We start from the raw sequence: 26,318 nt of genomic DNA on the forward strand, positions 1-26,318 counted from the left end.
AATGGAAAATAATAAAACAGAACAAGCAGAGAACTTAGAACCAAAAAAGAAGAAAAGTTTAGTTTTCCCTATCATTTTAGCGGTTGTGTTAATCGGAGGTGGAATTTATGGATATAGAACTTATTCTTACGGACAGGTGCATGAAGAAACGGATGACGCCCAGATTGCATCCAATATGAGTCCTGTAATTTCTAAAGTATCAGGATATGTAAAAGAGATAAAAGTAAAAGATAATCAGTTTGTAAAAAAAGGAGATACTCTGGTTATTTTAGATAGCAGAGACCAGAAAATGGCATTAGAGCAAGCCGAAGCAGCATTGGCAACAGCAAAAAGTAATATTTCAACTGCTCAGGCTACTACAACAGCTACTTCTAAAAACATTGGAAGCTCTGAAGCTGCGGTAGCAACAGCAAATGCCCAGATCGAAGCTGCAAAAGTAAATGTCTGGAAAACTTCTTCTGACCTGAAAAGATATGCTAATCTTGTAAAGGATCATTCCATTACAGAACAACAATATGAGCAGGCGCTTGCTGCAAAACAATCCGCAGATAAGCAGTTGCAGGTTTTAGTGGAGCAGAGAAATCAGATCGCTCAGCAGACAGGTATTGCTTCTTCTCAGACTGCAGCTAGTTCTCAACAGATAAGTGTAGCCAATTCAGTGGCACAACAAAGACAGGTAGATGTGGAAAATGCAAGATTAAACTTGTCTTACACAATTATTCTGGCTTCTGAAGACGGATATGTAGGAAAAGTTCCGATTCAGGTTGGACAATATCTTCAAGCAGGTGCGCAGTTATTCAGTGTAGTGAAAAATGACCAAAAATGGGTGGTTGCGAACTTTAAAGAAACTCAGGTTGACAAAATGGTTGAGGGACAAAAAGTGAAAATAGAAATTGATGCTTTCCCTGATCAGGAATTTGAAGGGGTTGTAAGCTCTTTCTCACCTGCAACCGGTGCTACATTCTCTATCCTGCCTCCGGATAATGCAAGTGGTAACTTCGTAAAAGTGGTACAAAGACTTCCTGTAAAAATTGATTTTGTAAAACTGGATCCGAATATCGCTAAAAAACTGAGAACAGGAATGAATGTGAAAGCTGAAGTTTCGCTAAAATAAATATGTAAAATGTATTGATGTAGAATGTTTTTATGATTTAGATAGATTACGCAAACATAATAACGGGTTTGTTTTCAATTGAGAAATCTTTAATCTTTAAATTTCTCAATCCTTAAATCAATCATTTCACATTCATACAATTGTACATCACACAAAATTAACTATGCAAGATTCATTAGTAGAATATGGAGCCCGGAGAGTGATCATTACGATCACAGCTATTCTTTGTGCTCTGCTTGAAATTGTGGATTCCACGATTGTAAACGTTGCCCTCAATGAAATGAAAGGTAACCTGGGATCTACACTTTCTGAAGTGGGTTGGGTAATTACGGCTTATGCTATAGGTAACGTAATTATCGTACCAATGACGAGCTGGCTGTCACAGCAGTTCGGACGTCGGAATTATTTTGCAGCCTCTATTATCATCTTTACCATATTTTCATTTTTATGTGGAAATGCAACCAATATCTGGGAACTGGTATTCTTCAGATTATGCCAGGGTATTGGTGGAGGCGCATTATTGGTAACCTCACAGACCATTATCACGGAATCATATCCTGTTGAAAAAAGAAGTATGGCTCAGGCGATTTATGGTTTAGGGGTAATCATTGGTCCAACTTTGGGACCACCGTTAGGAGGATATATTGTAGATAACTTTAGCTGGCCTTATATTTTCTATATCAATATTCCAATTGGTATTGCAGCAACTCTGATGACTTTACAATTTGTAAAAAGTCCCAAATATGCCGAGAAGAGAAAAGCTTCTGATGTCGACTGGCTTGGAATTGCCCTGTTAGCCGTTACTGTGGGTTCTTTACAGTTTATCCTGGAAAGAGGTCATGAAGAAGACTGGTTTGCAAGTGGAATGATCGTTACCTTTACCGTAACCGCTGTATTAGGATTTATATTGTTTCTCTGGAGGGAGCTTACCTTTAAATTTCCTATTGTTGAATTAAGGGTTCTGAAGAACAGTAATTTAAGGATCGGAACGGCGATGTCTTTTGTATTAGGATTTGGGCTGTATGGGTCTACATTTATTGTCCCTTTATACACTCAAAGTATCTTAGGCTGGACTGCCCTGCAATCGGGTGCATTGATGATCCCTGCAGCATTAACTACTGCCTTCATGATGCCTATCATCGGGAGATTGCTTTCTAAAGGAGCAAAGCAGCAGATTCTGGTTTCCTTAGGATTGTTCATTTTCTTTGTTTACAGTTTCTGGGGATATAAGATCCTTACACCAGACACCAGTAAAGAAGCCTTTTTCTGGATGTTGATTGTAAGAGGAGCCGGATTAGGACTCTTGTTCATACCGATTACTTCCTTGTCGCTAAGTACATTGAAAGGTCAGGAAATTGGACAGGGTGCAGCTTTTACGGGGATGATGAGACAGTTGGGTGGTTCTTTTGGTATTGCTGCCATTACAACCTTTATTGCCAATGCAAGTCAGAAGTACAGAGTGAATCTTATTACCCATCTCGATAGTGATAGTTTTGAGGTTCAGCAGCGTTTAGCAACACTGAAAGCAAGTTTTATCTCCAAAGGAATGACTCCTGATGCTGCATTGAACGCGGCCTATAAAATGCTTGATCTTTCAGTAACAAAACAGGCAACGGTACTGTCTTATATGGATGTTTTCCTTTATTTAGGGGTAGCCTTCCTGATTTGTATACCATTTATCCTCTTCGTGAAAGAGCGAAAAAGTAAAGAAAAAATAGATTTGAGTGAAGCCATGCACTAAATTTAAATTAAAAATACCTCCGGAATCCGGAGGTATTTTTTTATGCTGAAAAGTTTAAAGATCAGCAAACCATTCAGCTCCGCTGATGTCAATCAGCTTTACGCGATGGATCATATTTCTTTTGTCTGAGATATCTTCAATATTGAATTTGAGATCTGCCTTGGCTCCAAGCGGAATGATCAGACTGTGTTTCCCTGGCTTTACCCTGGCTACATAATGATTCTGAATATTTTCCGATTGCAGTTCCGAAAGTTCTTTCTGGGTCAATGCTTTTAAAATTATCCCATCTTTATCTAAAATATGAATACCGATCAGAAATGAACCGTAGACGTCAGCACCCTCGGTTCTGTATACCTCAAAATGAATGGTATTGCGGTTAAGGGAAAGATTTGAAATCTCAACTTTGGGTTGAACTGATTTATTATGCAAAGTTCCCCAGACTCCTCCATGAAAATATTGATTGGTAAAGAGGGTAAGTCCCATAATAAAAACAGAACCTGTAAGCACAAAATATCTGGGATTCCGGATAGGGAGATGACCTGAGGCGAGCCATGGGAACCATTTTTTAGAAGTGAAACTGATCTTCTTCTTTAAAAAGTAGTCATCCAGGGAAAAAGGACCACTGCCTGTAAGAAATAATGTGAACCCACCCGCAATTCCCAGAACACCGATTTGCCATTCGTCCAGACATGTTGTTCCCAGCCAGCCTGATCCCAGAAGAATTCCTAAAGCCAGTCCAAAAATTCCAATGCTCATGAGACGGGTAAACAATCCAAAAATGACCGCTAGTCCTACAATCGCTTCTATGATGGTAAAAACTACCATAGAGGTGTGCAATGCATCGGGATGAGTAACAAGGTATTCTATAGCTGGTTTGATCCCCAAAGCATTGGGCAGGAAATGATTGAATTTTTCGCCGATATATCCTTTTACTTCGGGATCCAGTTTATTTTCCAGGACCAGACGCCGCCAAAAAGCTGAAAAGTAAGTCCATCCGATGACCATACGGATAGATAATGTATATAAACCAGCATGATCCGTAAGCTGGTAAGTTGTATTTTTCATTGAATGTATATTTTACTGAATAATTAAAATTAAAAATGACCGGAGGTAATCTCCTGTGCTATATCCAATTTTAATTGTTGAAATAAAATATACCTTGGTGGGCTATTTCCTGAAGTTGTTCCGGAATAGGTATTGCAAATTTGTTTACCTTCTTTTAAAGGATGTAAGCAAGTATGCAAATAAAAGAAAAAGCCTTTTACCGATTTGGATTGTATTGATGAAATAAGTGTTTTCTGTGATGAGTTCGTAATCAAACTATCACAGCTGAAAGCGGGATTGGAAGTAACTCTTACCTTATTTAAAGGGCTGATATATTGGATATCGAAAATACCTAACAGGTCCCTTTTTACAGAACAGGGAGATAATGAAAACATCAAAACAAGCATGATAATGATTGTTTTGTAGGTTCTCGTATGTATTTTGTAGTCCTGCATGATCTGCAAAACTAAGTTTTTATAATGGAATGAAAGAATTTAATGCAGATGCTCAACCATAAATTTTAAAAACTCATCCTGCTGGTCTACAAATAAATAGTGAGAGCAGTTGTCAATAAGATCGAAGTTCTCTTTTCCTACTATTGTTTGAAGATCATTGATCTGCTTTTCAGAAAATATAGCATCATTCTTTCCATAGACCGCAAAGATAGGGACATCCTTCTTTTTTATATTTTTTAAAACACTGATATTATTAAGATTATTCCGGCTTTCATTTTTATAGAATTTCAGAGGTGAATCAGGGTTTCTGTAATTCTGTTTATAAAAATCACCTGCTTCGTATTCATTTCTGAGCTGCCGGCTTTTGGGTGTTGGATTGGGCATGGAAAAGAAATTCATATCACCCGCAATATTATAGCAGCTTTTTCTGTACTCTGCGGAGTTTTTCGGTAAACCTTCAATGTCTGTAATCTGCTTTAATTTTGATGGATCATTCTTAAATTTTTCCCTGGCTTCTTTCAGAATATGATCATAGGTTTCCTGTTGCGAAAACAAAGCACCTGCAAGCGTTAATGAGCTTACTTTTTGAGGATATTGATTCGTAAATAAAGTCGCTATGATCCCTCCAAAACTATGTCCCAGAATATTTGCTTTATTCAGACCATACAGTTTGTAAATATTGAGCAAATCATCAAAACTTTCTTTAAAAGTCATTGTTGCCTGGTCATCTTTCGATCGTCCTTCACCACGTCTGTCGTAAACAATTACATAAAACCCTTTATTAGACAATGCCTCAGCTGTAGTTCCTTCAAATAATGTAGCATTTCCGCTGGGTCCGCCATGAATAAAAATAACAGGCGGATTTTCCTTGTTTCCGTAATCCCTGGAATAAATTGCCTGTGCATTCAATGAGCATACAAATAAGAGGAAAAGAACTGAAATAACCTGTTTCATAGCAGTCGGATATAAATATAAGAAGATGGGTAAAGATAAAATAATTAATAATAAAGAAGTATTACATTTTCCTGTCATTTAATTTATGATAAAAAATTCTGTAATTCGTCAAAATAGCTACAACGATACTCAATATGGCTACTTTTAATTTTTAATTTCTAAAGACCTTTGTATCATAAAATCAGAACAATGCAAAAAACAATTTTTATCACAGGAGCTTCATCTGGATTAGGGAAAGCAACAGCTCAGCTATTTCAAAGCCAGGGATGGAATGTCATTGCGACCATGAGAAACCCCGAAAATGAAACTGAACTCACAGCATTAGAAAATGTTTCCGTTATCGGACTGGACGTTACCAATAAAGAACAGCTGGAATCAACGATTGCAAAGGTTCTTTCCGAAACGGAGATTCATGTGGTTGTGAATAATGCCGGATATGGTTTGGTAGGCCCTTTAGAAGCCTTTACAGATGAACAGATTAAAAAACAGATTGAAACCAATCTCATGGGAGTAATCCGGATTACGAAGACTTTTACTCCGTACTTCAGAGAAAGAAAAGAAGGGGTTTTGATTAATATCACATCCAGTTTCGGTTTAATGGGTTTTCCTACATGCTCTATTTATAGTGCGACAAAATTTGCAGTAGACGGTTTCTCGGAAAGTATGGGTTACGAGCTGGCTCAATTTGGGGTTCAGGTTAAAGTAGTGGCTCCGGGAGGAATACAAACGGATTTTGCTGGCCGTTCCTTAGATGGAGCCCAGCATAGCGCTTATCGCCAATTGACAGAAAAAGTACAGGAAGGCTACAGTCCGGATCAGGTATCCAATTACTCAAAACCAGAAGATATTGCCCACGTTATTTATGAAGCGGCAACTGATGGTAAAGATCAGCTGAGGTATGTTGCCGGCAAAGATGCTAATGCCCTTTACAATGACCGGAATTCCATCGGGGTGGAAAATCATGTTCACAAAATAAAATCCGGCTTTTTGTTTGGGGAAGAGAAGAAATTAGAGGTTAGAACTTAGATGTTAAATGTTAGATGTTAGATGTTAGATGTTAGATGTTAGATGTTAGATGTTAGATGTTGCGGGCTTTACTAATGAATTGCAATTAAATAAGTTAGAGTAAATAGCTGTAATGTTAAATATGCAAAATCTTTATTTTCACAACCTATAATTTACTACCTTCAACTATCAACTATCAACTATCAACTATCAACTATCAACTATCAATCATCAATCATCAATTCATCAAATTTCACATTCCTACTGACTAACAGTTGTCACAAACCCACCTTATCTTTGTACTATGAAAACGAATCAGTCACCCGTTCATTTCCGATCTCTGTCAGCTTTACATGAAGCGATGGGACTTTCTGCACCCAAACATCCTCTTATCACAATTATCAATTATGATGAAACGTGCTTCGATCCGAAAACCTTTGAACAGGGGACAAAATCGGATTTTTATAAAATCTCATTTAAAACCAATTTCAACGGTAAAATCCGTTATGGCCAGGGATATTATGACTTTGAGGAAGGAGGTCTTTCTTTTGTATCTCCAGGGCAGGTTCTTATTATGGAACAGGAGGAAAGGAGTTATAGTGGCATGTCCCTGCATATTCATCCGGATTTTATAAGACCATATTCTTTAATGAAAAAAATTAAAAATTACGGTTTCTTTTCTTACGCAACTTCGGAAGCATTGTATCTTTCCGAAAATGAAAAGAAAGCAATTCTCGATGTTTTTGAAAGCATTAAGAATGAATTAAATGAAAGGATAGATCAGTTTAGCCAGGATGTTATTATTTCGCAGATTGAGTTGCTGCTTACCTACAGCAATCGCTTTTATAATCGCCAGTTCATTACACGGAAGGCGGTAAATAATGACCTTCTTTCAAGGATGGAGGCTTTACTTGATGATTATTTTGATCGGGAAAAAGGAATAAAAGGACTGCCAACAGTAGAATATATTGCGTCACAGCTAAATCTTACACCAAGATACCTGAGTGATATGCTCAGACACCATACAGGGCAGAACGCACAGCAACATATTCACGAAAAGCTTATTGAAAAGGCTAAAGAATATTTGTCCGAAGCTCAATTGTCAGTTTCCGAAACAGCTTATCAATTGGGGTTCGAGCATCCGCAGTCATTCAGTAAACTGTTCAAAAATAAGACAAGACAGACACCTAATCAATACAGACAATCCCTTCAAAAATCAGAATAATGGATCAGAATAATTTAGATAAGATCATAGAAAGGGCTCTTGACATCAGAGAGAAATACCACCGTCTTGAAAAGCAGCAGAACGGTAGTGAATGGACCCTGGAACAGGATGCACTTGCCTACCTTACCGATGCCGGCATTGTCGGACGGGATATTATGTCACATGAGAAAACATGGATTAAAAAAGATGCCTCTGCAGAATTGGAACATAAACTAGCAGAAAATATCTGGTGGTTGATTATCTTAGCAGATCGGACAGGTATTGATATCAAAAATGCTTTAGAGAAATTTTTAACCAAAACAGAAAATATATTTTAATGAGTTATTGTTCAGCCATAGAAAAGATGCAGCCTGAAAGCAGAAAGGCATTACACCAAAAATACCATGATTATCATTATGGATTCCCTATTCATGATGATAATGAATTATTTGGGCGCTTGGTAATGGAAATCAATCAGGCAGGATTAAGCTGGGAAACCATTCTGAAAAAAGAAGAAAGCTTCAGAAATGCCTATGATCAGTTTAATATTCAGAAAGTAGCCGCATATACTGAAGAAGATCGTGAAAGGCTATTAAATGATAGTGGCATCATCAGAAATAAACTTAAGGTGAATGCTGCCATTGAAAATGCCAAAACAATCATTGAGCTGCAAAAAGAATTCGGATCATTTGAAAAATGGCTGGAACATCATCATCCCAAAACTTTACAGGAATGGATGAAGCTTTTTAAAAAAACATTTAAATTCACAGGTGGAGAAATCGTCAATGAATTCCTGATGAGTATTGGTTATCTGGGTGGTGCCCATACAGAAAACTGCTCTGTATACAAAACCATCCTGAAACATAATCCCATGTGGCAAAAAGGTTAAATCAGGAAGCCTGTAAAAACAATATTTTATTTTCTGATAGTAACAGAAAACCCTACGAATACCCCTCTTTAGTATAGACGGAAACTTCGTGTCAATTTAGTCTATCCGAATTTACGATTTCCTTATGCTCCGTTCCCCATTGCTCAAGTTCTTTAATGATAGGCTTTAGCTTATAACCTATTGCTGTAAGTTCATACTCAACACGAGGTGGGACTTCCGCAAAAACGGTTCTTGTAATGATCTTATTTTCTTCCAGCTTCCTGAGTTGTAAGGTAAGCATACGTTCTGTAATATTGGGTAAAAGTTTCCTTAATTCCCCAAATCTCATTTTCCCGTTAATCAGCCAGCTGCATATAGCCAGTGACCATTGTCCACCGATAATGTTGGAAGCATAAACCTCAGAACATTCATCGGATAAGAGTTTTTTATTCTCAAAATTTGTTGATGTTTCCTTTATTTTGCTCATTACTTACTTTTTTTATAGTACCATACATTAGGTTGCTAATGTACGAAATGTAAGTGGATAGGATTATTTTTGTAACTATAAATTGCATTAAAATGAAAACATTGGTAATTGTTACCCATCCTGTAATGAAAGATTCGCTGATCAATAAAAGATGGGTGGAAGAGCTCTCTCAGTATCCTGAAAAATATACCGTTCATGATCTGTATAAGGAATATCCTGATGGTATAATTGATGTTAAGAGAGAACATGAATTGATTGAAAGTTATGATAAAATAGTTTTTCAGTTTCCCTTTTATTGGTTCAGCAGTCCGCCGCTTTTAAAAAAATGGTTTGATGAAGTTCTAACCTATGGATGGGCATACGGAAGCAAAAGCGGATTCAAAGTAGGAGGGAAGAAAATTGCTTTGGCTATTACAGCCGGCGTGGAAGAAGAAGATTATTCTGCTTCCGGTAAATATAAATATACAATGAAAGAATTGACCAGACCTTTTGAACTCACTTTTGAATACATTCAGGCTGATTATAAAGATCTTTTTACCTATTACAACTTGGAAATTAATACTTCACAGGAATGGATAGAGAAAAGTGTCCCGGAATATCTAAAGTTTCTTGATAAATTATAATAAAAAAGCTGGATCATTTAAATGATAGATGATCCGGCTTTTTCCAGCTATGTTTAAAATTTATTATTTTGTAGAACCCTATCTACTCTTTGCTGAGCTTCTTTCATCGTAATTCCATTGTAAAAATCATAGACAAACGGATGTTCGAAATTTTGATGTGGGTAAATGAGCGGGCGGCCTATTTTATTATTGACGACGACTGTCATTGGAATGCTTTCTGAGAAATCATAATCGGGAAGATCATTGGATAACCACCCGAAATATTCGGCTCCAAAATCTTCATTATTGTAATTGTCAACATATTCACTAAAGCTTTTTTCACTTAAACTTACCCAGACTCCATATTCAAGAGTCTGACAACTCTCAATAATTTCCTGTACCAATACGGTACGAATAAATCTGTCCGTCTGTTTGGGATATTCAATAATACATAAGTCTGAACTTATTTCGGCATTTTGCAATTCTACATCTGTTAACTGCATATAGCTTGACGGTGATTTATAAGCAAGGGCTGGCCAGTCTTCCATTTCTTTACCACAGCATTCACAGATATATTTCATAAGTATTTTATTTTATTGATATTAGAAATTCTTTAACCCACCGTCTTCGTATCTTCTTCCTTCAGTATTTTTTTCTCCTTCATCGATATCATCATTCTTTCCTTTTTGTATTTTTTCCAGTCGAATCCATTGAGGAAATCCAGTGCGGCTGAAAAACCCGCATTGAAAAGTTGTTCCTTTTCTTCCCTTTTCATAAAGAAATTAAGCCAGCTGCTGGTTCCACAATCTACGATTTGTATGCTATACAAACGATAAAAAGTATGTTTGGTGAGGAATGATTTATCATTAAAGCCTTTCAGAGTTTCAATGATATTTCCTGCATATGAAAAAGGGGTTTTTAAGATCTGCTCGCTGGTTTTCCCCTTATCGGCATCCCCTTCGGACTTACTCGTAAGCTGTACACCAAACAGAGGCATTCTCGGATAGAATACATCATTGGCATGAAAAAGATCAATAGGGAAATTGGAAATGCTTCCCCCATCTATGAAAACACCCACAGGATAAATATCTTGCGGTTTTGTATTCATCCAGAACCTCCATGCGTATTTTACAGAATCATCATCTTTATTAATCCTCTTTTGAAAAGGTTCAAAAAAGAACGGAACAGACATGGAAGCACGCACAAATTCAGCCGGACTGCTGTGTTTGAGTTCTTCTTCTGACCAGTATAAATTGGCCATCGTAGGCAGTTCCACCTTTATTTTAGCGTTAATATCTGTTGTAACGACAACGTATTCTGATCTTAACTGATAGAAGGGGTTATTTTTATAATGATCATTGCTGACGGCACTGTCATAAAATATTTTATACTGCGTTTCGTCTATATGTTCCAGATTAGCATTTTTTATTTCTTCTATACTTCTTAGTGCTATGGTGTAGTATTCCTGATTATTGCCGTAACGGTAGTTAAGATTGAGTGCACCCTCCCTGGCAGAAAATTTCTGATTAAGGTCAGCGACCGTTTTCACACCGAAACCATCCAGAGCATCTTTCATGGTATTTAAAAATGTGTTTCCGGGATTAAGACCGCTGTTTTGTTTACGGAAATCATTATAAAACTTTTTCAGGCAGAAAAATATCAGAATCAAAGGAATAATGGGAATAAGGAAAATAAGCTTTGCCCTCCATACCGTTTCAGAGGATACCGCAAATGGGGTAATCACAAGGATGAGTAAAATAATAATTGCAATAATCGTATTTATCTTCAGGAAGTTTTTGTTATTAAGCATTGCATGGATAGTAGTCCTTACATAAGGTTTACCATCCATAAAATCTGCAAAATTCCAGTTGAATAAAATTTCTTTGATTACTTCACTTTTAGCTTCTTCTTTTGTTTTATAAGCCGCAATTAATATTGTATTGATAGCCCCGGCACTTGTACCTGCCACTTTCAGAAAACGGACACCGAATATTTCAAGACCATAGAGATAACCTACCAGTGCACTTCCCCAAACACCACCGCCTTCCTGTACAAATTCGACATACTGATGGCCTTCAGCGTCCAGTAGATCCGAGAACTCTTTGGTGGAAATATTTTCATGCAGAGCCATAAGTTTATCTTTAGACTCTTTTGAAAGAACATTATCACCGAGAATTTTATTAAGAAGATCCGGTTTCATGGTGGTTTGGTGTTTTTAGATTTAAAATAAAAAACTGCAGCTTTTGTATAGTCGCTTTAAAGCTCAGTGGTTTTATTGAAGATAAAAATACCAAAAGATATCCAGATTTCACCCCATTTTCAGAGTTAAATATTCAATAAGCATCTGTGCAAAACTGAGTGACCTGTGCGATTAAAAAAAACTTAGCTCTTAAGAAAAATTGCAAATTTTATAATTATGTTTGGTAAGCAAATCTAATCCTTCCCTTAAAAAACTCCATATCTTGAAGACCGATCCATCACCACTGTTTTCTCCTCGCATAAATAAAAGTAACAATGACAATTAAAGCCATTAATCCCAAAGTGAAATAATAACCATGCTTATGATGCAGTTCCGGCATATTATCAAAGTTCATTCCGTAGACTCCCGCTATAAAAGTAATCGGTAAGAAGTAAACAGAATAAATTGCCAATACCTTCATCACCTGGTTGGCTTTTTGATCCGATAATGCCAGGAACATAGAAATAAGGTTGGTGATCTGGATATTCAGGTGATCAAAATCGGCAACAACGTCTTTGTGCTTATCTTTCAGGTCTACAAATTCGGAATCCTGAAGATTCAGAAGTTTAAACTTATCAACGGCATCTGTAGAAATAATAAGGACCCTCGAGTTTAAACCTGATTTTCTTTTCAGTTTATAAAGCCTTCGGATCTGGGTCGTATGATTGGTATTCTTTAAGAAAATTTCATTTTCTATATTATCCATGGTTTCCAGTAAGCTGATTGACTCATCATCAAAGCTTTTCATGATCAATAGGGCGATCATCAGGGCGATATTTTCCGGTGACGAATCTGTGGTGCTGGAAGAAAGTTGTTTTTTTGTTTCGGTGATGCTTCTGGTTTTCATCCTGTGAACTGTAATGATCGTATTTTCCAGAAGAAAAATTCCAATCTTGGTGCTGATATCACTTATCGTATTCAGATTTTTCCTTTCCAGTTCTGTACTTTCCCGCAGCAGGAAGAACTTTACATTCCCATCCTCTTCATATTTCGGAAGGTGATTAGGATCAAGGGTGTCTTCCAGAAGGAGATTATTAATCTCATATCTTTCATGAAGAAACTGTAAATCTTCTGGGGTTGGAGCTTCTACATCCACCCATTCGCAGTGGGAATCTCTGTATATCGTATCGATTGGCATAAAGTAAAAATACTAATATTTTGAAATACTATGGGTCAAATAAGTTTATCTTTGCCAAAATTAAAAAACTATATGATTAAAAGTACAATAAAAGGAATCGGATTTTATGTTCCGGATAATGTTGTAACGAATGATGATTTAGCTAAATTAATGACTACCAATGATGAATGGATCACGGAGAGGACAGGCATCAAAGAAAGAAGACACAGGAAAAACAGAAACGATTCACAGGAGACGACAGCCTACCTGGCATTCAAAGCGTCTGAAAAAGCTCTTGAAAAAGCAGGATTAACCGCTAAGGATATCGATTATATTGTTTTTGCCACGCTTTCTCCCGATTATTATTTTCCAGGATGTGGGGTATTGCTTCAGGATATGCTGGGATGCGATACCATCGGAGCATTGGATGTAAGGAATCAATGTTCAGGATTTGTTTACGCGATGAGTGTAGCTAATGCTTTTATTAAAACCGGAGCCTATAAAAATATTTTAGTCGTAGGCGCTGAGGTACATTCCTTTGGTTTGGATTTTTCTGATGAAGGAAGAGGGGTTTCCGTGATTTTCGGGGATGGGGCAGGAGCTGTTATCCTTTCTGCAACTGAGGACGAGAATGCGGGAGATATTTTATCCTTTAACATGCATTCTGAAGGTAAATATGCAGACGAATTATGTACCCAGTTTCCGGGTTCAAAATACGGCTGGAGTGATCGCATGAGAAAAGAGCCCGAAAATGTTACCAATAAAGAAGTATATCCTATTATGAATGGAAACTTCGTATTCAAACATGCGGTAACAAGATTTCCTGAAACGATGGTGGAAGCATTAAATAAAGCAGGAAAAACAGTTGAAGATCTCGATATGTTTATTCCCCATCAGGCGAATCTGAGAATTGCCCAATTTGTACAGCAGAAGTTCGGATTACCGGATGAAAAAATCTACAACAATATCCAGAAATATGGAAATACAACGGCAGCTTCTATTCCGATTGCTTTAAGCGAAGCGATTGAAGAAGGTAAAATCAAAAGAGGAGACCTGGTGCTTCTTTCCGCTTTCGGAAGTGGATTTACCTGGGGAAGTGTATTGTTTGAATATTAATATCTTGATCGGATATAAATAAATAAGAACCGCAGTTACACTGCGGTTCTTATTTATATATAAAAGTTGTTTAAAGGCTCTTCAATAATTTTTCAGTATCCGAAGCATCTTCACCACTGCTTTTAGCCAGTGCTACAGACTTTTCAGCCCAGATTTTAGCATTCTTTTTATCCCCAACCTTATTGTAAAGGTTCGCTAAGGTATCTGTATTTGCATAGCTTTCACTTTTCTTTACCGATTCCTGAGCCCAAAGGATTGCTTTTTCAAGAGATGATTTTGTGGTTACATTTTCAAAAAAGTTCCATGCAATAGAATTCAGTTCTTCAGAAGAGGCAGCCGAATAATCTTTGTATAAATCTAAAGTTAATGCCTCATAAGTGGCAATGTCCTTATTTTTCAATGCTCTGCTGGATTTTGCTCTTTTTAAGATTTTTTCAGATTCTTCTTTGCTTAGAAACTTCTGGGTTTCGGCTAAAAAGTAACTGTCATTCCATGTTTTGGTGTCGGCATTATAAGACTTTTTAACGATGGTATTCATCTTAATATTCTTATCCACCATATCGTATTTTTCACCAGGAAGGACCTTCACAATGTCCGCTTTTTTATCTTTAAAAATTTTGTACAAAGGACTTTCTGTACTTTGAATTCCGGCAAGTAATATCTGAACATCTTCCTGATTCAGACTGGATTTTCCCTGGAAATAACGATCCAGGACTTTACCCGCAAATTCCGAGTCATTATAAATGGTAAGTCCGGCAAGATTCTTTAAGAATTCAGGATCTTTTTCTCCGTTTTCGAATTTTTGCTTTAATGCAGTCAGTCTTTTATTCGGGTCTTCCGCATCTTTAGCAAACTGAACGAAATCATTTTCTTCTACATATCCCAACGTTCTGTGTACTTCTTCACCGTTTGCATTAATGAACAAGTAAGTAGGGAACGCTTTTACATTATATTTTTTGGCAAGGTCAATTCCTTCCCCTTTTTCCATGTCAATTTTGGCATTGATAAAATGAGAATTATAATAATCTCCCACATTTTTCAATGGGAAAATGTTTTTTGCCATCAGTTTACATGGTCCACACCATGATGCATAGGCATCGATAAAGATCAGCTTGTTTTCTTTTTTTGCTTTAGCAACAACGCTTGCGAAGCTGGTATCCTCAAATTTGATACCTTGTGCAAAAGCAAATACACCCACGAAGATTGAAGAGAGTATCGTTAACTTTTTCATAAATACTTTTTTATTGATTGCAAATGTAATAAATATGTCAATGCATAAGTCGTACTACAGTGAAAATTGTTACGATATTATCTATTTTAATGATAAACTTTTAATACCAGTTGATTGGGCTCTTCTTCTATGTAAAAATAAATCCGCAGAATTTCTGCGGATTATTTTATTATTTTGTTTTTGTAGAATCTGTTTTTGCTTTTAAACTGTCCGATGGGCTGGTTTGAGCCGTGTCAGAGTTGGCAACTGCAGAATCTCCCATTGTATTTCTCATGGCATTTTTATCATGCTCATCTTTAAATTCTTCCCGCTTTTCTTTATTCTGGGCGCAGCTGCTCATAATAAATAACCCTAAAACTGCTCCGATCCATAATTTTTTCATAGTAATTTCTTTTAATGTTTGTTGATCAAATATAGAAAAATATTAGTATTAATAGTATATAAGCTAATATTCATTATAAAAATACGAGATAATGTAATTTTTCAGTTATTTTTGAGACCTATTGTATATCAAAGCATTATAAGAAAAAGACATGGAACTGCAATTGATGAAACCTAAGAATCCCATGCTGGCTAATTTTCTGGAAGGTTATTATTTCCTGAATAAATGCCGGTATTCAGAGGATATAGAGTATCTCACTTTTCCTAATAACTACAGTATTGTATCAATATCCCGGAATGTAGAGCTGCAGTTTGAAAATAATGAGATACGGGTCATTGAAAAAAATAACGGCGGATTTTCATCAGACTTGATATGCCATTATAAAAGGCCTATAAAAGTATTAATACAAGGCTGCTTAAATGAAATAACCTTTTACTTTAAGCCATTGGGATTAAATGCTTTTTTAGAACGGCCATTGAAAGAATATACCAAGGACTTTTCCAAAATGTTTTTTCCTTATGATGATTTTGAAGCCTCAATGATTCCGATTTTAGAAGAACAGGATCCTGAAAAAAGAGTAGAAATGATTGAAGATTTTTGGATGTCCAGGTATATAGGTTTCAATCATGCATTCCTTAATGAATTGGTGGGTGATGTACTGATGGACCTGGATAAGTCTATAGAAGCTCATGCCTGTGAATATAAAACAACAAGGCAGACGATTAATAAGCTTTTCGATCTTTATTTATGTAAAAGTCCGTCCGATTTCAGGAAAATTCAACGGTTCAGAGAAACTCTCCTGGAGCATGTCGGGAAGAAAACTCTTACCGAACTAAGCTATGATCACTTGTTTTATGATCAATCCCACCTGATAAAAGATTTTAAAGCGCTCACAGGTTTTACCCCTAGAAAATTTTTTGACAAGGTATATTCCGAAGGAAAAGTAAAATGGTTGTTTCTTTAGCCAGGTTTACAATTTTACAATTTTTCATAGAGAGGAATGTGTACTTTTGAAAGCAATACCACTAATCACGAAAACTAAAATTATTATTGCAGTGTTTCCTGTTTAAGGTTCAGGGGCTGTTCAATATGTACACCAGAATCAAAATCTGTACTCCATAAAAAAATCCGTAGCGTTTCAGCTGCGGATTTTCCATATTTAGGTTAAAAATTTATTATCGGGTTGCGGGAGCTTTTACCGTATCCATTTTCATTTTGATACTATCAGGAGGTAATGTCTTTGTTTTGACTGTATCAGTAGTAGAAGGGGCTGTTTTCACAGTTTTATCTACTGCTGTAGAATCTGTAGTTCCTGATGACATTTGGGCCTCCTTGGTTCCGCAACTCACTGCAAATATCCCTAAACCCAGGGTTAGCAATATCAACTTTTTCATAATATTCTGTTTTGGTGTATAACAGACAGTTCAATAATTGTTCCTAACGGGGTGCCTGTATTATTAAAAAACAATAAAAAAATGAAAATTATGTTAATTAAAAATTTATTGCGTTTATTTGAATAATAAAATTTAAGAATTGTATTTAAAATATTTATAATGATGAAATTTTATTTGACTTTCTAAGGATGAACTCAATATTTAAAACATAAAAAACCGCCCTGGTAAGGGCGGTTACTATTTTATTCATGATGCTCATACATTTTATTGTATAAATTAATAAACTTTTCTTTGACCGCTTTTCTCTTGAGTTTAAGAGTAGGCGTTAAAAGACCTCCTTCAATACTCCATACTTCAGGAGTCAATTCAATCTTTTTAATTTTTTCCCAGTTTCCGAGATGTTCATTAATGCCATCAATTTCTTTTTCTATTCTTTCTTTTAATTCAGGGCTTTTTGCAATTTCCTGAGGAGTAGAGCCTACATTCAGATTATTTCTCATAGCCCAGCTTTTGGCAAATTCAAAGTCTGGCTGAATAAGTGCACATGGCATTTTCTCGCCGTCACCGACTACCATAATCTGTTCTATGAATTTAGAAGCTTTTGCCAGGTTTTCTATAATCTGTGGTGCAATATATTTACCTCCGGATGTTTTGAACATTTCTTTCTTACGATCGGTGATTTGTAGAAAGCCGTCAGCATCAATATTTCCGATATCTCCGGTTTTAAAATATCCGTCTTCAGTAAAAACTTCTTTTGTCATTTCTTCATTTTTAAAATAACCTTTAAAAACAGAAGGACCTTTTACTGTTATTTCACCGTCTTCCTGGATTTTTACATGTAAATTATCCAATGGAAGTCCTACGGTTCCGATTTTCATCTTATCAAAACTATTTACGGAGATCACGGGCGATGTTTCGGTTAATCCATATCCTTCCAGAATAGGAATTCCGGCATTCTGAAACATCAGGTTTAATCTTGTGGAAAGTGCTGCAGAACCGGAGACCAAAGTGATGATTTCACCTCCCAGACCTTCTCTCCATTTTGAAAATACAAGTTTATCAGCAATAAGTTCCAAAAGACTGGAAGGCTTTGAAACTTCTTTCTTTTTTGAGATCAGGTTCAGGGCCCAGAAAAAGATTTTTGATTTTAATCCTCCTGCTGAAGATCCGGTGTTGTAAATCTTATCATATACTTTTTCTACCAATCGCGGAACAACACTCATATAATGAGGTTTTACCTCCTTTACATTTTCTCCCATTTTATCAATGCTTTCAGCGAAATAAACGGAGAACCCATTGTATTGGAACAGGTAGAAAAGCATTCTTTCAAAAATATGACAGATCGGCAAAAAGCTTAACACTCTTGTTTCTTTATAGTCAAGGTTTCTTTTCTTGGGAATCCTTGGAACAGAACCCAGAACATTGGAAACGATATTATGGTGGGTAAGCATTACTCCTTTAGGCCTTCCTGTAGTTCCTGAAGTATAAATAATGGTGGCCAGGTCTTCAGAATTAATGGCATTCGATAGATCTTCCACTTCAATTTGTGTAGAATCATCTTCACCCAGATCCAAAATTTCACGCCAGTTTGGAGCACCACTGATCATATCAAATGTGAAAACCCCTTGTAAAGAAGGAATGTTATGTTTCACCTTCATTACTTTAGCAAGCAATTCTTTATCAGAAACAAAGCAATATTGTATTTCGGCATTATTAAAGATGAATTCGTAATCTTCATGGGATATGCTTGGATATACAGGGACTGAAACAACACCGATCTGGGAGAGTCCCAAATCCATCACCGCCCATTCCGTACGGGTATTGGTGGTAATGAGTGCAATCTTATCTCCGGGTTTTATTCCAAGCTTTAAAAGTCCCCTGGATATTTTGTTTCCCTGATTGATAAATTCCTGTGTAGATGTTTTTTTCCATTCACCCTGATACTTTGTAACGAACATGTCCGTTTTAGGAAATTTCTCCAAAGCATAGTGAGGTATATCGAATAATCTTTTGATCGTCATAATTTTTTATGTAATTTTTAAGGAAATCTAAATATAAGCATTTTTGTGAAAATAGCATAAACCTCACTGGAATTTTCCAATAGTAATTATTTTTTCAGATTTGCTTAAAAAGTGTAAATTTACGACCATCTAATTATTAATTTTTATGGACTTTAATTTATCCGAAGAACAGCTGATGATACAGCAAGCAGCAAGAGATTTTGCACAAAACGAACTATTACCAGGGGTTATTGAAAGAGATCGCGATCAGAAATTCCCGACTGAGCAGGTAAAGAAGATGGGTGAAATGGGGCTTTTAGGGATGATGGTAGATCCGAAGTACGGTGGAGCAGGAATGGATAGTGTTTCTTACGTTTTGGCAATGGAGGAGATCGCAAAAGTAGATGCATCTGCAGCGGTTGTAATGTCTGTAAACAATTCATTAGTTTGTGCAGGTTTGGAAAAATTTGCTTCTGAGGAACAAAAACAAAAATATCTTACCCCTTTGGCAAGTGGTCAGGTAATTGGTGCATTTGCTTTATCTGAGCCTGAAGCAGGATCAGATGCAACATCACAAAAGACCACTGCAGAGGATAAGGGAGATTATTACCTTTTGAACGGAATCAAGAACTGGATTACCAACGGAGGTACGGCTACTTATTACATCGTTATTGCACAAACTGACCCTGAGAAAAAGCATAAGGGAATCAATGCGTTTATCGTGGAAAGAGGATGGGAAGGTTTTGAAATCGGACCGAAAGAAGATAAATTGGGAATCAGAGGAAGTGATACACACTCTTTGATCTTTAATAACGTAAAAGTACCAAAAGAGAACAGAATCGGAGAAGATGGATTTGGATTCAATTTTGCTATGGCTGTACTAAATGGAGGAAGAATCGGGATTGCTTCTCAGGCTTTAGGAATTGCTTCCGGAGCTTATGAGCTGGCTTTGAAATATGCTAAAACGAGAAAAGCGTTTAAAACTGAAATTATCAACCACCAGGCTATTGCCTTCAAATTAGCAGACATGGCTACGCAAATTACAGCTGCCAGAATGCTTTGCTTTAAGGCTGCAACTGAAAAAGATGCAGGAAAAGATATCTCTGAAAGTGGAGCGATGGCAAAGTTATATGCTTCCCAGGTAGCAATGGATACTTCTATTGAAGCAGTACAGATCCATGGTGGCTATGGATACGTGAAAGAATATCACGTGGAAAGATTTATGCGTGATGCTAAGATCACCCAGATCTATGAAGGAACTTCTGAAATCCAGAAAATTGTGATTTCAAGAAGTATTTCAAAATAAAAAAAAACAAACAAACACAACTATTTATGAAAAAAACTTGGTGGATTACTCTCGGAGTCATTGTACTTCTTTTAGGAGTATTTGTATGGTATAAATACTTCTTCGTTTTCGGAGAAGGAGTAAAATCAGGTTATCTGAATTACGCGATTAAGAAAGGATATGTTTTTAAGACGTATGAAGGTAAATTGATTCAGGAAGGCTTCGGCCGGGGAAAAACAGGAAGTATAACAAGCTACGAGTTTGAGTTTTCTGTAAACGATCCTGAAGTTTTTAAACAACTTGAAACCAACAGTGGTAAAAGCTTTGATCTTCATTATAAAGAATATAAAGGAGCCTTACCATGGAGAGGAAATACCAGGTATGTTGTAGATAAAGTAGTGAATATGAAATAATGAAAGGCTCTCGATCGAGAGCCTTTCATATACACGCACCACAAAATATTAAGATATAATATTGTTTCTTTTATATGATCTTCTTTATCTATGTATTGAATAAAGTAAGATTTTATTTAATAATCACCTGACCGGACTTTGGAAATTGGTCTATACTGCCAGGTGTTCGTTTTTTAATTCTGTATCATAAAGTTAGTAAAGAATATTTTCTTTATGACCTTCCGGGCATTAAAAAAAAATTAAAAATAAAACACCCCCAGGTCTGAAGGTGATTTTGTACTTAATGAGAAGGGCTTTTGGGAATATTTTTGTTTTTTCTTTTGTAAAAATAATATCCGATCCCTCCGATAAGGAATACAGGCCAGAAAGGCAGGAAAAATAAAAAAATACCTGTGATAACATCCCATCCTGAAGAGATGGCAGTGATCGAGCGATTACCAAAAGTTTCAGGTTCTTTATCTTCCGCATACCATGATGTTGTTCCGTACAAAGTAATTTCCAGATCACACATTGTATTTTCCAGATAATTCTGCCCGGAAACTTCTGTTTCTTTTTTTTCAACAGAGCCGATACTACTGAGATCAGCCATAAGATATTCAAATTTCTGGATGGGAACCTTTACTCGCAGATAAGCCGTTTTCTTATCATCATTACCCGAAGAAATACTTTCACTTCTTATAAAACCATCATATTTTCTTATTTGCTCGCTTACAAGGTCTTTGGCTGTTTCGGCGTTTTCAACTTTTAATTCCAGGGTACCCGTTTTTATCATTCTGTTTTTAGAAATATTTGCTTCTTCATTTGCCTTGTTGTTTTTATCTTTATAAACAACCCGGGTTTCTCTAATGATCTTTGGAGAAGGAACATTGATCACCATTTTTTCAGCTTTTTTTTCCGTAGAATCTTTCTTTTCTTTTTTTGATTCAAGCCGGGTGGAAGTAATCTGCTGCGAAAGGGAGTCCACACTTTTTGAGGTCGCTTCAATAGTTTCTTTGAGGTTGCTTTGAGCTTGATCAAATTCTTTGATTTTTACATTTGCAGAATCAAATACAGCATCTGCCGTGTTGGCCATCTTATTGATGCCTTCTGATGCGGCAACAACAGAACTGTCAACAGATTGTACAGCTTCTTTCAGCTGAGATTGCGTTGCTTCACTTTTTTTACATGCTATAAAGGAGGTGGATAAAGCAATAAGTAAGATATACTTTTTCATACGATTAATTTTTTTGATGAGGTAAAATTAGCTGGGTGATCAAAGCTTCGCTTGTAAAAAGACTGTATTCTTTCGGTAAAATCTTAAGTGCTATGTAATGAGGCGTTTGTATTGTTTGTAAAACTATTTTACAAATGGGGAATGCTTTTGTTTTATAGATTTTGTACAAAAAAAAACCGCTCAGTATCTGCTGAACGGTTTTAAATTATTGGGTAACAATTTTTTATTGTTGACTGAACTCACTGATGAAATGGAGTTTGACATTCGGGAATTTCTCCTGAGTCATATGGATGGTAAACGAAGAATCTGCTAAAAATACAAGCTGGTTATACTTATCTCTTGCCAGGAATCTCTGTTTCAGCCTTGCAAATTCTTTAAATTCCTCAGATTTCTCATCTGCTTCCACCCAGCATGCTTTGTGCATAGAAAGAGGTTCGTACGTACATTTTGCTCCGTATTCATGCTCAAGACGGTATTGAATAACTTCATACTGAAGCGCACCTACCGTTCCGATTATTTTTCGGTTGTTCATTTCAAGGGTAAATAACTGAGCAACCCCCTCGTCCATTAGCTGATCGATACCTTTAGCCAATTGCTTAGCTTTAAGTGGGTCGTTATTATTGATATAACGGAAATGTTCAGGAGAGAAACTAGGTATTCCTTTAAAGCTCAATTTTTCTCCACCGGTTAATGTATCACCAATCCTGAAACTTCCCGTATCGTGTAATCCTACAATATCACCAGGGAAACTTTCATCTACTACTTCTTTTTTATCAGCAAAGAAAGCATTCGGAGATGAGAATTTCATTTTTTTACCTTCTCTTACTAATAAGTAATTTTCATTTCTTTTAAAAGTTCCGGATACAATTTTAACGAATGCCAGGCGGTCTCTGTGTTTAGGATCCATATTAGCATGGATTTTGAAAACGAATCCTGTAAAATTATTTTCCTCAGGTTTTACAATTCGGGTATCGCTTTCTTTAGGTTGTGGCATCGGTGCAATTTCTATAAAAGCATCCAATAATTCACGTACCCCAAAGTTGTTCAAAGCAGATCCAAAGAAAACCGGCTGTAAATCACCTTTCATATAATCTTCACGACTGAATTCCGGGTAAACGGATTGCACGAGCTCCAGCTCATCACGTAAAGTTTTAGCCGCTTTTTCCCCGATCAGTTCATCGATGGCAGGATCGTTGATATCATCAAATTTAACCGTCTCACCAACTTTTTGCTTTTTTTCCTCCAGAAATAACTGGATATTGTTTTCCCAGATATTATAAATACCCTGGAAGTCACTACCCATTCCAATTGGCAGGGAAAGAGGGACTACACTAAGACCCAGTTTTTGTTCAACTTCATCTAACAAGTCAAAAGCATCCTTACCTTCACGGTCCAGTTTATTAATGAAAACCAGCATCGGGATGTTTCTCATTCTACAAACCTGAACCAGTTTTTCTGTTTGTTCCTCAACTCCTTTTGCCACGTCTATCACGACGATTACGGAATCAACTGCAGTTAATGTTCTATACGTGTCTTCGGCAAAATCCTTATGCCCGGGAGTATCCAGAATGTTTATTTTGTGCCCTTTGTATTCAAAAGCCAATACGGAAGTGGCAACAGAGATTCCTCTCTGTCTTTCAATTTCCATAAAGTCGGAGGTAGCTCCTTTTTTTATCTTGTTGGATTTTACTGCACCAGCTTCCTGAATAGCTCCCCCGAAAAGAAGTAACTTTTCCGTCAAGGTTGTTTTTCCGGCATCAGGGTGAGAAATAATCCCAAATGTTTTTCTTTTTTGTATTTCTTTGATTAAGTCTGACATAGTGTATTTTGAAGTTGCAAAAATCGTGATTTTTTATGACGCTGTCAAATAAATTACAAAACAAAAAGAAAACTCTCCGGTATATTCGGAATCAAAGGATAACCGGAATGTAGGAACCGAATCACTTTCCGGAATTTAAACAGCCCTAAGAATTTTCTTTTTTTGTTGTTTAAGGCCTTCAAAAAAATTACCTTTGTTCCTTAATTATTACAAAGGAAAAACATGAAAAACAGCAGATATCCAAACTATACTTTTACATGGATCGGTGGCGTTGTTTTATTAGGAGGATTATTTGTGGGAACCTTGTTCGTCACTTTTCTGAACTTCTTTTGGATGCTGATTTTTAAAGAAAACCTACAGCTCAAAGATTGGTTTTTTATGTTATCCAATGCAGCAGGATTTTTAACGGCAATTGCTTTTTTTGATTTTTTCATTGTTAGGCCTACCACAAAACAAAAGCTGAATTTCAATTTTTCTCCTACCAATTTCTATACCTATCTTCTGATTTTTCCAATGATGATAGGGATGATGTTTATTTCTGAGTTTATAACCTCTCAGATTCCTGTAACCGGGCCTTTTTTCGGGAAATATTATGAGTTTTTCAGTGAGTTGATGAATCAGCTGACAGATGATCCTGTCGTTATGATCATAACGGCTGTGATTATGGCTCCGATCTTTGAAGAAATTATTTTTAGAGGAATTATTCAGAAAGGACTTATCAATAAAGGAGTAAAACCCTGGAAAGCGATATTGTATGCTTCCATTATTTTTGGACTGGTGCATGGGAATCCATGGCAGTTTGTGGGAGCAGTTCTGCTGGGCTGCGTTTTAGGAATTGTTTATGAAAGGACAAAGTCGCTTTTATTGCCGATGTTGCTGCATGGTTTTAATAACTTATGTTCATCATTATTGATTACGTATACAAAAAATGAAAGTTTTTCAGAAGCATTTAAAATTTCTGAATGGATATTGCTAGCAGTAGGGATTGTACTTTTTTCTCTGTTTTACTATCTTTTTATGAAAAAATACAAGGTACATTACGCTGAAATTTAATTAAAAAAATGAAAAGGATATGGAATTATTAGTTGCAACGCACAATCAACATAAAAAGGAAGAAATTCAACAAATATTAGGAGGAGGTTATACTGTCAAAAGTCTTACAGATTACGACATCCATGAGGAGATTGTAGAGGATGGAGACTCTTTTAATGCCAATGCCCTTATCAAAGCCAAATATTGTTTTGAAAAGACAGGGATTCCAAGTCTTGGAGATGACAGCGGATTGGTTGTGGAATCTTTGGATGGTCGTCCGGGGATTTTTTCGGCACGTTATGCAGGAGATCATGATTTTGCAAAAAATATAGAAAAAGTTTTAGACGAAATGGAAGGTGTTGAAAACAGAAAAGCTTATTTTATTACAGTCTTATGTTATTATGATGAAAATGGAGCTCAATATTTTGAAGGGAGGGCTTACGGAAATCTGTTGACAGAGAATAAAGGACATAAAGGATTTGGATATGATCCGATTTTTGTTCCGAAAGGACATGAAAGAACATTTGCTGAAATGAACCCTGAAGACAAAAATAAGATCAGCCACCGGAAACAGGCTTTGGATTTGTTTCTGGATCATCTTAAAGTTGCCGGTGAATATCAATAATAGTTTTAGAAACAGGCATATCCAAAATTTCTGTCGTACATTTGCTATAATAAACTATTGATTTGAGTACTTATTTAACGATATTAGGCTTTAATTCAGCAATTCCTACGATTAATACCTCTCCCACGGCACAGTTGCTTGAAATGGAAGAAAGACATTTCCTGATCGATTGTGGAGAAGGTACACAGGTTCAGTTGAGAAAAGCCAAAGCAAGGTTTTCAAAGATTAATCATATTTTTATTTCCCATCTTCATGGGGATCATTGTTTCGGATTACCGGGACTTATTGCTTCTTTCCGTTTGCTGGGCAGGGAAACTCCTTTACACGTGTATGGTCCCAAGGGGATTAAAAAAATGCTGGAAACCATTTTTACCATTACGGAAACCCATCGTGGATTTGAAGTTATTTATCACGAGCTGGACAAGGACTATTCCGAAAAGATCTATGAGGACAATAGAGTAGAGGTGTTTACAATTCCTTTGGATCACAGGATTTACTGTAACGGTTATCTTTTTAGGGAAAAGCCGAAGGACAGACATATCAATATGAAGGAGATAGCCAAGTACAATGAAATTGAAGTTTGTGATTATCATAATATAAAAGCAGGGAAGGACTTTGTGCTTAGTGACGGATATGTTCTGAAAAACGAAATCCTAACAGTGGATCCTATGCCATCGGTTTCGTATGCTTTTTGTAGTGATACAAGATATCTGGAATCTGTGATTCCTATTATAAAGAATGTTACTGTTTTGTATCATGAATCAACCTTTTTACATGATTTAAAGGAAATGGCGGATTATACCGGACATGCAACGGCTTTGGAAGCAGCTACGATAGCACAGAAAGCGGAGGTAGGTAAACTTATTCTTGGGCATTTTTCCAACAGATATGGAGATCTGACCGTATTTACCGATGAGGCAAGAACTGTTTTTCCTAATACATTCCTGCCGAAAGCATTGGAAAGTGTGAAAATTTAGA

The 26,318-nt window shown here is 36.4% G+C and carries 27 protein-coding genes; 14 read left to right on the forward strand and 13 right to left on the reverse strand.

From position 1 onward, the window contains the following. Position 1 precedes the first annotated feature (1 nt). Together PFY10_20965 and PFY10_20970 are read left to right on the forward strand one after the other, a co-directional pair. Positions 2 to 1,114: an HlyD family secretion protein gene (locus tag PFY10_20965; protein WBV56657.1), complete on the forward strand. Its 1,113-nt coding sequence runs from the start codon at positions 2 to 4 to the stop codon at positions 1,112 to 1,114. Positions 1,115 to 1,277: 163 nt separating this feature from the next. Further along, positions 1,278 to 2,855: a DHA2 family efflux MFS transporter permease subunit gene (locus PFY10_20970; GenBank protein WBV56658.1), complete on the forward strand. Its 1,578-nt coding sequence runs from the start codon at positions 1,278 to 1,280 to the stop codon at positions 2,853 to 2,855. A 54-nt stretch (positions 2,856 to 2,909) separates the two neighbouring features. Here PFY10_20970 and PFY10_20975 read toward each other — a convergent pair whose 3' ends face one another. The 3 genes from PFY10_20975 to PFY10_20985 are packed head-to-tail and all read right to left on the reverse strand — an operon-like array spanning position 2,910 to position 5,308. Further along, on the reverse strand, positions 2,910 to 3,920 hold the full coding sequence (locus tag PFY10_20975) for a quinol oxidase (GenBank protein WBV56659.1): 1,011 nt from the start codon (positions 3,918 to 3,920) through the stop codon (positions 2,910 to 2,912). Positions 3,921 to 3,949: 29 nt separating this feature from the next. After that, a complete protein-coding gene (locus PFY10_20980) occupies positions 3,950 to 4,354 on the reverse strand; it encodes a hypothetical protein (protein ID WBV56660.1) in 405 nt (134 codons plus the stop codon). A 39-nt stretch (positions 4,355 to 4,393) separates the two neighbouring features. Further along, entirely contained in the window at positions 4,394 to 5,308 is a 915-nt protein-coding gene (locus PFY10_20985) for an alpha/beta hydrolase (GenBank protein ID WBV56661.1), read from the reverse strand. Between the two features lie 189 nt (positions 5,309 to 5,497). On the opposite strand from PFY10_20985, the gene PFY10_20990 reads away from it, so the two are divergent. The 4 genes from PFY10_20990 (at position 5,498) to PFY10_21005 (ending at position 8,406) form a co-directional block, all read left to right on the forward strand. Beyond that, positions 5,498 to 6,334 (forward strand): SDR family oxidoreductase, encoded by an 837-nt coding sequence (locus PFY10_20990; protein WBV56662.1) that lies wholly within the window; start codon positions 5,498 to 5,500, stop codon positions 6,332 to 6,334. Positions 6,335 to 6,617: 283 nt separating this feature from the next. Beyond that, the gene (locus tag PFY10_20995) at positions 6,618 to 7,538 is read left to right on the forward strand and encodes a helix-turn-helix transcriptional regulator (protein ID WBV56663.1); all 921 of its coding nucleotides are present in this window, start codon (positions 6,618 to 6,620) and stop codon (positions 7,536 to 7,538) included. Then, the gene (locus PFY10_21000) at positions 7,538 to 7,855 is read left to right on the forward strand and encodes a MazG-like protein (GenBank protein ID WBV56664.1); all 318 of its coding nucleotides are present in this window, start codon (positions 7,538 to 7,540) and stop codon (positions 7,853 to 7,855) included. The genes PFY10_20995 and PFY10_21000 overlap by 1 nt, the downstream gene beginning before the upstream one ends. Next, positions 7,855 to 8,406, forward strand: coding sequence for a DNA-3-methyladenine glycosylase I (locus PFY10_21005; protein ID WBV56665.1), 552 nt, complete (start codon positions 7,855 to 7,857; stop codon positions 8,404 to 8,406). The genes PFY10_21000 and PFY10_21005 overlap by 1 nt, the downstream gene beginning before the upstream one ends. A gap of 91 nt (positions 8,407 to 8,497) precedes the next feature. Here the strand turns inward: PFY10_21005 and PFY10_21010 are convergent, their stop codons facing one another. Then, on the reverse strand, positions 8,498 to 8,872 hold the full coding sequence (locus tag PFY10_21010; protein ID WBV56666.1) for a helix-turn-helix domain-containing protein: 375 nt from the start codon (positions 8,870 to 8,872) through the stop codon (positions 8,498 to 8,500). A gap of 92 nt (positions 8,873 to 8,964) precedes the next feature. On the opposite strand from PFY10_21010, the gene PFY10_21015 reads away from it, so the two are divergent. Further along, positions 8,965 to 9,495 carry an NAD(P)H-dependent oxidoreductase gene (locus tag PFY10_21015; GenBank protein ID WBV56667.1) on the forward strand — a complete coding sequence of 177 codons (531 nt, stop codon included), beginning with the start codon at positions 8,965 to 8,967 and terminating at the stop codon, positions 9,493 to 9,495. Between the two features lie 53 nt (positions 9,496 to 9,548). Here the strand turns inward: PFY10_21015 and PFY10_21020 are convergent, their stop codons facing one another. The 3 genes from PFY10_21020 to PFY10_21030 all read right to left on the reverse strand — a co-directional run bounded on the left by PFY10_21020 (position 9,549) and on the right by PFY10_21030 (position 12,851). Then, positions 9,549 to 10,055, reverse strand: a complete 507-nt coding sequence (locus PFY10_21020) for a DUF2199 domain-containing protein (protein ID WBV56668.1) — start codon at positions 10,053 to 10,055, stop codon at positions 9,549 to 9,551. A 32-nt stretch (positions 10,056 to 10,087) separates the two neighbouring features. After that, on the reverse strand, positions 10,088 to 11,674 hold the full coding sequence (locus PFY10_21025) for a patatin-like phospholipase family protein (GenBank protein ID WBV56669.1): 1,587 nt from the start codon (positions 11,672 to 11,674) through the stop codon (positions 10,088 to 10,090). Between the two features lie 277 nt (positions 11,675 to 11,951). Beyond that, a complete protein-coding gene (locus PFY10_21030; GenBank protein ID WBV56670.1) occupies positions 11,952 to 12,851 on the reverse strand; it encodes a magnesium transporter CorA in 900 nt (299 codons plus the stop codon). Between the two features lie 72 nt (positions 12,852 to 12,923). Between PFY10_21030 and PFY10_21035 the strand changes: the two genes are divergently transcribed. Continuing rightward, positions 12,924 to 13,946, forward strand: coding sequence for a ketoacyl-ACP synthase III (locus PFY10_21035; protein ID WBV56671.1), 1,023 nt, complete (start codon positions 12,924 to 12,926; stop codon positions 13,944 to 13,946). A 70-nt stretch (positions 13,947 to 14,016) separates the two neighbouring features. Here PFY10_21035 and PFY10_21040 read toward each other — a convergent pair whose 3' ends face one another. Together PFY10_21040 and PFY10_21045 are read right to left on the reverse strand one after the other, a co-directional pair. Next, positions 14,017 to 15,177 (reverse strand): thioredoxin family protein, encoded by a 1,161-nt coding sequence (locus PFY10_21040; protein WBV56672.1) that lies wholly within the window; start codon positions 15,175 to 15,177, stop codon positions 14,017 to 14,019. A 169-nt stretch (positions 15,178 to 15,346) separates the two neighbouring features. After that, complete coding sequence (locus PFY10_21045) at positions 15,347 to 15,559, reverse strand: hypothetical protein (GenBank protein WBV56673.1); 213 nt, start codon at positions 15,557 to 15,559, stop codon at positions 15,347 to 15,349. A 166-nt stretch (positions 15,560 to 15,725) separates the two neighbouring features. Here PFY10_21045 and PFY10_21050 point away from each other — a divergent pair, with 166 nt between their 5' ends. Next, positions 15,726 to 16,523, forward strand: a complete 798-nt coding sequence (locus PFY10_21050; GenBank protein ID WBV56674.1) for a helix-turn-helix domain-containing protein — start codon at positions 15,726 to 15,728, stop codon at positions 16,521 to 16,523. Between the two features lie 211 nt (positions 16,524 to 16,734). Here the strand turns inward: PFY10_21050 and PFY10_21055 are convergent, their stop codons facing one another. Together PFY10_21055 and PFY10_21060 are read right to left on the reverse strand one after the other, a co-directional pair. Then, positions 16,735 to 16,953, reverse strand: a complete 219-nt coding sequence (locus tag PFY10_21055) for a cytochrome C551 (GenBank protein WBV56675.1) — start codon at positions 16,951 to 16,953, stop codon at positions 16,735 to 16,737. Positions 16,954 to 17,195: 242 nt separating this feature from the next. Next, positions 17,196 to 18,974 carry a long-chain fatty acid--CoA ligase gene (locus tag PFY10_21060; protein WBV56676.1) on the reverse strand — a complete coding sequence of 593 codons (1,779 nt, stop codon included), beginning with the start codon at positions 18,972 to 18,974 and terminating at the stop codon, positions 17,196 to 17,198. Positions 18,975 to 19,119: 145 nt separating this feature from the next. Here PFY10_21060 and PFY10_21065 point away from each other — a divergent pair, with 145 nt between their 5' ends. Both PFY10_21065 and PFY10_21070 read left to right on the forward strand, forming a co-directional pair. Then, positions 19,120 to 20,259: an acyl-CoA dehydrogenase gene (locus tag PFY10_21065; protein WBV56677.1), complete on the forward strand. Its 1,140-nt coding sequence runs from the start codon at positions 19,120 to 19,122 to the stop codon at positions 20,257 to 20,259. 26 nt (positions 20,260 to 20,285) lie between these two features. Beyond that, on the forward strand, positions 20,286 to 20,651 hold the full coding sequence (locus PFY10_21070) for a hypothetical protein (GenBank protein WBV56678.1): 366 nt from the start codon (positions 20,286 to 20,288) through the stop codon (positions 20,649 to 20,651). Between the two features lie 280 nt (positions 20,652 to 20,931). On the opposite strand, the gene PFY10_21075 is transcribed toward PFY10_21070, so the two are convergent. Continuing rightward, the gene (locus tag PFY10_21075; GenBank protein ID WBV56679.1) at positions 20,932 to 21,864 is read right to left on the reverse strand and encodes a DUF4349 domain-containing protein; all 933 of its coding nucleotides are present in this window, start codon (positions 21,862 to 21,864) and stop codon (positions 20,932 to 20,934) included. 223 nt (positions 21,865 to 22,087) lie between these two features. Continuing rightward, positions 22,088 to 23,683, reverse strand: a complete 1,596-nt coding sequence (locus tag PFY10_21080; GenBank protein WBV56680.1) for a peptide chain release factor 3 — start codon at positions 23,681 to 23,683, stop codon at positions 22,088 to 22,090. Positions 23,684 to 23,905: 222 nt separating this feature from the next. On the opposite strand from PFY10_21080, the gene PFY10_21085 reads away from it, so the two are divergent. From PFY10_21085 to PFY10_21095, 3 genes are all read left to right on the forward strand, one after another. Continuing rightward, positions 23,906 to 24,736 (forward strand): type II CAAX endopeptidase family protein, encoded by an 831-nt coding sequence (locus PFY10_21085; protein ID WBV56681.1) that lies wholly within the window; start codon positions 23,906 to 23,908, stop codon positions 24,734 to 24,736. A gap of 19 nt (positions 24,737 to 24,755) precedes the next feature. Continuing rightward, positions 24,756 to 25,340 carry an RdgB/HAM1 family non-canonical purine NTP pyrophosphatase gene (gene rdgB, locus PFY10_21090; GenBank protein WBV56682.1) on the forward strand — a complete coding sequence of 195 codons (585 nt, stop codon included), beginning with the start codon at positions 24,756 to 24,758 and terminating at the stop codon, positions 25,338 to 25,340. Between the two features lie 62 nt (positions 25,341 to 25,402). Then, entirely contained in the window at positions 25,403 to 26,317 is a 915-nt protein-coding gene (locus PFY10_21095) for a ribonuclease Z (protein ID WBV56683.1), read from the forward strand. Position 26,318 lies beyond the last annotated feature (1 nt).

The sequence above is a fragment of the Chryseobacterium daecheongense genome, assembly GCA_027920525.1.
Classification (GTDB): Bacteria; Bacteroidota; Bacteroidia; order Flavobacteriales; family Weeksellaceae; genus Chryseobacterium; species Chryseobacterium proteolyticum.